This is a genomic window from Nostoc sp. CHAB 5836, assembly GCF_020829445.1.
Lineage (GTDB): Bacteria > Cyanobacteriota > Cyanobacteriia > Cyanobacteriales > Nostocaceae > Nostoc.
On the sequence record NZ_JAIVFV010000260.1, the window covers coordinates 1 to 6,877 of the forward strand.

At 38.8% G+C, this 6,877-nt stretch carries 5 protein-coding genes and 1 pseudogene; 2 read left to right on the forward strand and 4 right to left on the reverse strand.

Annotated features, from left to right (window positions below):
• The 4 genes and pseudogenes from LC605_RS30045 to LC605_RS30060 form a co-directional block, all read right to left on the reverse strand.
• Positions 1–770, reverse strand: a pseudogene (locus LC605_RS30045) (hypothetical protein); the annotation flags it as partial.
• Positions 767–1,051 (reverse strand): hypothetical protein, encoded by a 285-nt coding sequence (locus tag LC605_RS30050; RefSeq protein WP_229551082.1) that lies wholly within the window; start codon positions 1,049–1,051, stop codon positions 767–769. The pseudogene LC605_RS30045 and the gene LC605_RS30050, both read right to left, overlap by 4 nt.
• 589 nt (positions 1,052–1,640) lie before the next feature.
• The gene (locus LC605_RS30055) at positions 1,641–1,892 is read right to left on the reverse strand and encodes a fertility inhibition FinO-like protein (RefSeq protein ID WP_229551083.1); all 252 of its coding nucleotides are present in this window, start codon (positions 1,890–1,892) and stop codon (positions 1,641–1,643) included.
• A gap of 11 nt (positions 1,893–1,903) precedes the next feature.
• Complete coding sequence (locus LC605_RS30060; protein WP_229551084.1) at positions 1,904–3,427, reverse strand: NB-ARC domain-containing protein; 1,524 nt, start codon at positions 3,425–3,427, stop codon at positions 1,904–1,906.
• Positions 3,428–3,783: 356 nt separating this feature from the next.
• On the opposite strand from LC605_RS30060, the gene LC605_RS30065 reads away from it, so the two are divergent.
• Together LC605_RS30065 and LC605_RS30070 are read left to right on the forward strand one after the other, a co-directional pair.
• Entirely contained in the window at positions 3,784–5,628 is a 1,845-nt protein-coding gene (locus tag LC605_RS30065) for a serine/threonine-protein kinase (RefSeq protein WP_229551085.1), read from the forward strand.
• An 83-nt stretch (positions 5,629–5,711) separates the two neighbouring features.
• On the forward strand, positions 5,712–6,749 hold the full coding sequence (locus tag LC605_RS30070) for a hypothetical protein (RefSeq protein WP_229551086.1): 1,038 nt from the start codon (positions 5,712–5,714) through the stop codon (positions 6,747–6,749).
• The last annotated feature ends 128 nt before the right edge of the window (positions 6,750–6,877 follow it).

The following is a 6,877-nucleotide window of genomic DNA, read 5'->3' on the forward strand; positions in this document are numbered from 1 at the left end:
ATTAGCAATCCAATCCTCAAATCTTTCTCTAGGCGCTCTAGTTCAATTTTGTGCTGTTGTTTTAGTGAACAGATCGCTTCTGAGTATTCTTTGGGGGAAGTCGGCGAGTTAGAAAATGTCACAATTGTGTGATTTAAATCAGCATTGTTGATCAACATTCTCTCGCCGTCAGCGAAAGTGACAATCTGCTGTGACCGATTCGGTGGGTCTGCATAAATCACTCCCGATTCCCGATAACGAGGATGTGATGGTGATGAAACTGTGACTTGGGCTTTTTTGGGAACCAATGGTTCCTCAATTTTGCCAACCATTGGTGACAAAGTTGATTGCTTTTTTCGTCTGAGATTGGGAGCAACTTTACTAGCCGCAACCGCAAAATCTGATTCACTGGGGTTTGGATTTGATTCAAGAGCCAGTGTGATAGCTAAATGAAGTTTTTCTGGTTCTTTAGCTAGCCGCAAGAGAGGACGGGCTTGGCGTTCATTTTTAATATGTGACCCCAATTCCCCAGCCGCTCTGATTACAATTAATACCCCTAAGAGTTGATTTATCCGCCGATAGCCACCATATATATGTAATTCGCCTTGGCAGTATTTTTCAAAGTTTTTGTAGCCAGCGACTGTGTAAAGTTGCTGGTCACGCATGACACGAATTTGTTCTATTGCTTGCAACTCAAGTCGGTCTATGGCAGCGAAGGTGTCTTTGATACTGGTATTGAGTACATCGTAATCTTGTGCTGATGTTGGTTGTATCGTTTCTGTTAGCATCATACGTACCCCCACCCTAGCCACGATGCACGAATATTATGGCGCACCATTCGTGTCAACAGCGAATGCACACGATAAGCTAATTCCTCTTTTTTGAGCAGCAGTTGGCTTTCTTCGTTGACTGTGCCATTTGTGAAAAAAACTGCTCTCTCAGTAATATTTCTCTCTCCATATAGTTTGAGAGTTCTGAAATTCCTCCAAAACACACCGCATATCTGCTCGGCGATCGCTACATATCCCATGCGCTCTAATATTGCGCTCCTGGGGCATTCATTTTTAATCACAATATTTTCCCCTGATAACTCGGTTGACAAGCTCTCAAAGGGGGTTGGATCAGTTAACAGTCAACAGTTATCAAGGACTCTACTCCCAACTGATAACTGATAACTGGTAACTGTTCTTCGCGCTACTACTGCTGTTAACTACAAAATTCGGAAGATTTCTTAACGAAACTTAACTTTACAGAAACTTCTGAATTTCGACAGCCAAAACTGCCACACAAAACTGGTGCGTTTCGTCTGGCTTTTCGTATAATAGGAGAAGTAACGCGGATTCAATCTCGTTTGACCAGTCAGTGGGATCAAGTCGGCAAACTTTAAATACCACTGCTTTGGCTTTCGTGAGATAACCCCCTTCTGAGGTTATTCTATTTTTAAGTGTGGGACAAAACGCCTACTCCGTAGTGGCATTTGTCCTTTAAGTTTTTGGTGATGTTGTATATTTCCCTCCATTTATTGTTAGTTTTGATTCTACAGAACTTCTGGTATCTAGCATCGTTTTGATTTTTACTTTTGACCTCCACGTTTGTTAAGGATTGTTTTAAGGGTAATCGAGGGTTGGTAGCACCTCTGTGTAGGGTGTGATTACCCTGGCTCAAGTAGCACCAGTCGTGGCTGTTGCCTCTGGTTTAGGCTTGCGCTCGAAAACTTGGATATTGGGTTCATCCAATACGAACCGATTGTCTGCTTGCGCGTCAGTCAATTTCTTCCAAACTTTGGGTTTGACTGTAACAGAAATGATTCGTCCGTTGCAGTCAATATCAAACTGTTGCCAGCTATTCTCCAGTATCTTGGCTTGAGGAAGTTCGTTTATTTTTGTGGTAAAACCTAGTTTGACTGTAATCATGGATACCTCTGTTATGATGCGTAGCTTGCCCCCGTAGGCATCGTTAAATTGTCTGAAGCGTTGGATGTGTATACCCATCCTTGTGGATCTGTTTTAATATATTTCTTCACCACTGGTTCTAAATTAAAGCTGATTTCTTCTGTAATAGGGTCTTTAATAGTTTCAATTAATGAGTGCTTTTCAAGTACTTCTAATGCCTTAATTAGCTCAAATTTGGAAACTGACGTTTGCAGATCAGTATTTATGTTATTTAATAGTTTAGAAAAGCCAACATATTGTGAATTTAAAGTTACTTCCTCTGTTAAATAAATCATAATTCGCTTCTGAATTTTGCTCAAAACTTGACTAAATACATGATTGAGCATTTGTTGAAACTGGTCACTAACTAATGTAGTTGGGTTTTCAAAAAATTTTTCTGTGCTACCTGCAAAGAAGTGATGGATTCGATTAACTACTGCTTTTAATTCTGAAGGATTCCCCCTATAAGTTGTGATTAAATCATTGCATTTTTCTTTATCTTTTAATCCTTTGCTAGATAATAGTTGTAACGCAGCATCTGCCTCTAACCCTTCAATTCTAAGAAAATCAATAGGTAATTCAGCTGCTATCAGACTCTCAAGCTCATCAGGAAAAACTCGACTAGTTATGATTACGCAGCTTTGACATAGCTCCTCTGTTAAGCGACGAAAAAATAATCCATAGTCTCGTCGATGCTGAAAGTTACTTGTTTGAAATAAAGCTTCAGAAGCATCTAATACCAGCAAGCAGCGACGTGATTGCATCTGCTTGATCAACATCGAAGTCATGGACTGTCTATGCTGAGGCAAGCTTGAAGATATTTCCGTAGGTTGGATTAACTCTATCAAATCAGCTACTAAGTCTTGAACTAATGGTGCGTAGGCCACCGATTTCCAGATTAAACAATCAAATCTAGGTTGAGACTCGAAACTAAGTTCTTCTAATAGTTTTGCTGCTAATGCGCTTTTGCCAATTCCTGCTACCCCTACTAGCAATATGCATCTCTGCTTTCTTGCTAACTCTTTTAAATGTATTAGTTCTTGTACACGACCATAAAAACTGGACACATCAGGTGATTTACTCCCAATGACTTGTATCCGATTATTAGCGGGGTATGTTTGTTCTTCATGTATAGCATCTGGAAACTGATACTTCTTTGTTACTAGTTCTAAAAAATACCGCAAGTTTTGTTTTTCAACTCGTTCGCCATCTCCAATTGTTGTTGAAAGCATATTCCACAAGGGAGAGGCAACTCGCCGTTGCAAGTAGTTAAGACTGTAAGTCGAATTGCTTGCTACATCCTTATACTCTTTTCCATCCCAAGCTGCTTTAATAACAAGAATCTCTGGCGGACACAAGCGTTTGCGTCTTTTGGCTAATACTAAGTTGTCTACTACAGCCAAAGCTTCTTCAAAGGTTACGGTTGCTGAAAATCTTTGCCCTAAAATTGCCTGTTCTTGTGGAAGAACAGGGGAAGGGGTAGTAGACTTAAGTCTTGATTCAGCACTAAAATCCATGTCTTTTTAGTTATATTGATGTATTAAATGTCTATAAGGGTTTCTTGTAGATTAAAACTAGTTTCAGTAAAAATTGTACTGCACCTCTCTGATACTTGTTTTTTGTTCATAATTCTTTACATTACACAGATATGAAGTCTTAAGGGATCAGACTAGTACAGCACTCCGTAAATCCAACTACCATCTCAGTTAAGACAAGTTGCTCAGAGCAACTTGTTAAAGGGAGGCAAACTTACGCCACAGTGTACTAGTAAATAATACATAAAACTGAAGGTTATGAATATACGTACACAAAATCAGGATTTCCTATGTAATTGTTCATACTTTAAACTCAGGGGAGGAGGCAAGAAAGTCTGGTGAGTTACTGTATTAATCCCCTATGTACTCACCGTCAAAATACTGACGATGCTGAAATATGCCTCTCTTGTGGTACTTCACTGCTGATTAAGAACCGTATTCGCTTGCTAAAACCGTTAAAAGCGCTCACAGACAATCCGTATAACTACTTTGATGTTTTTGAAGTAGATGACGCTGGTACTAAGTGGCATCCAGTTCGTGAACAACGAGTTATGAAAGTTCTGAGATGGAACACACCTAACCTTGTAGAGTTAATCAAGCGGGAATCTCTCACTTTGCAACTAATTCGACACCCAAAAATTCCTCGCAGTACTTTAGATGACTATTTTACTTTTGTTCCGAACAATAGTCTTTTAATCTTACATTGCTTAGTAATGGATAAATTTGAGGGACAGAACCTAGAACAGTGGATAAAATTTAATGGAAAAATTTCACAATCTCTAGCATTAGAATGGCTTAAGCAGTTAGTTGAAATCCTTGATACAGTACACCGCTCTAATTTTTTTCATCGAGATATTAAACCTTCTAATATAGTTCTTCAGCCAAATGGTCAGCTGGCATTAGTTGATTTTGGTACAGCACGGCGAGTAACTGACACCTACCTGGCGAAAGTTAGTGGAAGTGGGGGAACTAGTACAGGCAGGGGAGGAGTATATGAAATTACATCTGTTGTCACACCTCGTTATACCCCTTTGGAGCAAGTAAATGGTCAAGCAGTACCCCAATCAGATTTTTATGCTTTAGGGCGAACCCTAGTACATTTAGTTAGTGGCACGTCACTGATTCGTCTGCCAACAGATAAGAGTACAGGAAATTTAATTTGGCGAGACAAGGCTCAACAGATTGACAGACCCTTTGCTGATTTTATCGAAGATTTAATGGCTCCCTTACCAGGGCAACGTCCGCAAACTACGCGAGTAATTTTGCAGCGATTGGAGGGTTTACCATTTAAATCAAAGATCAATCGAATAGTTAAATCGAAGCTATTTCTAATCAGTGCAAGTATCACGTTTGCTTTAACCCTTGTTGCCCTGGGATATGCATCGTTACCTGTGATAGCCAACAATTACCTAAATCAAGGGAAGAAAGCTCACAAAGAAAATCGATTTATAGATGCTGAGTCAGACTTTAACACAGCGATTAAATATAATTCTAATTTAACTTATTCAGTATCAGAATTCTACTTCGACCAAGGGGACAGTCACGAAGATAAACCTGAAATTGCTAGAAAAAATTATGAATTAGCTATCAAATTTAACCCTAAAAATGTGAGTGCTTATAATAATTTGGCATTAATCTGTCAACAAATGTATGATTTAAACTGTATTGAGAATACTTATAAAATAATTTTCAAATTACAACCTGATATGTGGGAAGCTCGTTATGGACTGGGAAGCTTTTACGATGACCACGGAAAATATGATTTAGCAGAGCAACAATATAAATTGGCTATACAAAGTAGTGAACAAGCAATTCCAGCAGTTAATAATCTATCAAGGTTGAAGAATATAATAGGTGATTATAGTGCAGCAGAAGCCTTAGCTTTGCAAGGGTTACAAAAAGGTAAAGATATCGAAGTACAGGCTTCGTTGTACAAGAATTTGGGCTGGGCGCTCTTAGAACAAAAGCGTTACGCTGAAGCTAAAACTAATCTACAGAAGTCAACGGAACTAGATCCAGAGCGAACAGATGCTTATTGCTTACTAGCACAAGTGCAAGAAGCATTGAACATAAGAAGCGAAGCTAAAATGTATTGGGAATTTTGTTTAATATTAAATTCAAGTCTGCCAGAGGTTCAAAAATGGAGAGAGCGAGTATTAGAGCGTGTTTTTAGAGAATATTAACCTAACATTACGGTCTAAAAGTTTCTTTTGCTATTAAAATACTATATGCTAATAGCTAGCAATTAACTACAGAAATAATTTCAATGCTAAATGCCTCCGTATCCAAACCAAATAATGGATTAGAGAAAAATTTTTTCAGGTTTCAAATTGCAGCGATCGCGTCAATAATTCTTTTTTTTAATCAGAATAGTGTATTGGCCAAACCCCAGCCAATAGCAAGACGCAATTCATTAAATTCACTAGAGCGAAAGTGTGATTTTATTGCCAGAGTTGTCAACGATAACGATCTTGACTGGCGAGCAGGAAGCAAACTTTGTAAGGGAGACAAACTTCAAGTAGCGAATGGAAGGACAGTTAAGATTTTGTGCTACTTGAATCTAAAATTTTTAGATTTACCAAGTGGCTCTATCTCAAATACACCTGATAAATGTGTACCACAACCAGTAAAAAGGCAATGTACACCTGCCACTCGAAATAAATGTCCAAAAACTAAAGGCCCAGGTGATGAGAACGGTACACCAACGGTAATTAGTCCCTATGGCAGTTCGATTTTAAATTCTCGTCCAGTAATCTCTTGGTATTCTGTCGCTGGAGCTGATAATTACACAGTAATGGTCGAGGGTAACGGTGTGAACTGGGAAAAAGAAGTAAAAACCGCCACACTGCTATATCCTAAAGAGCAAAGAGAATTGCAATATGGGAATGCTTATAAAATTACTGTTATAGCTAGTAAGGGTGACTTTCCTGTGAGCGCCGATACATCAGTAGTCAATCTGTTGCCAGAGAGTGATCTTAAACAGATTTTAGAAAAGGTAGAGCAAATCAACTCTCTCAACCTACCTCCAGATGAAGCTGCAATTCTTGACTTAGATGCTGTATATATGTCAAGAAGGCTTTTGAATGAAACAATCAATACGTTAAAGAAACGAGTAGTAGCAGGTAGTAGCAATCCGACTCTCTACAGAATATTAGGCGATCGCTATTTAGAGGCATGGTTGCCAGATGAGGCTCGTCGTGAATATACGATGGCAGCGCAGTTAGCCCAAAGTAGTGGTAGCTTAGATGAATTAGAAAAGGTGCAGGAGCGCCTAAAGTTGTTTGAAAGTCTTCAACAACTGTAAGTATTGGACTTTGGACAAAAAAGAAGTGTTCGCGTATGTATTACGCGAATAAATGATTAATCTTGTTTATAGTTACCAGCAAAAAAAAAGCATAGCCACCAGAACCCCAAGGTATAGTAATATAAACT

Bases quoted from the DNA above. Each gene is read 5' to 3' on its own strand.
- LC605_RS30055 (WP_229551083.1), bottom strand. From the start codon at position 1,892: ATGATTACAGTCAAACTAGGTTTTACCACAAAAATAAACGAACTTCCT.
- LC605_RS30060 (WP_229551084.1), bottom strand. From the start codon at position 3,427: ATGGATTTTAGTGCTGAATCAAGACTTAAGTCTACTACCCCTTCCCCT.
- LC605_RS30070 (WP_229551086.1), top strand. From the start codon at position 5,712: ATGCTAAATGCCTCCGTATCCAAACCAAATAATGGATTAGAGAAAAAT.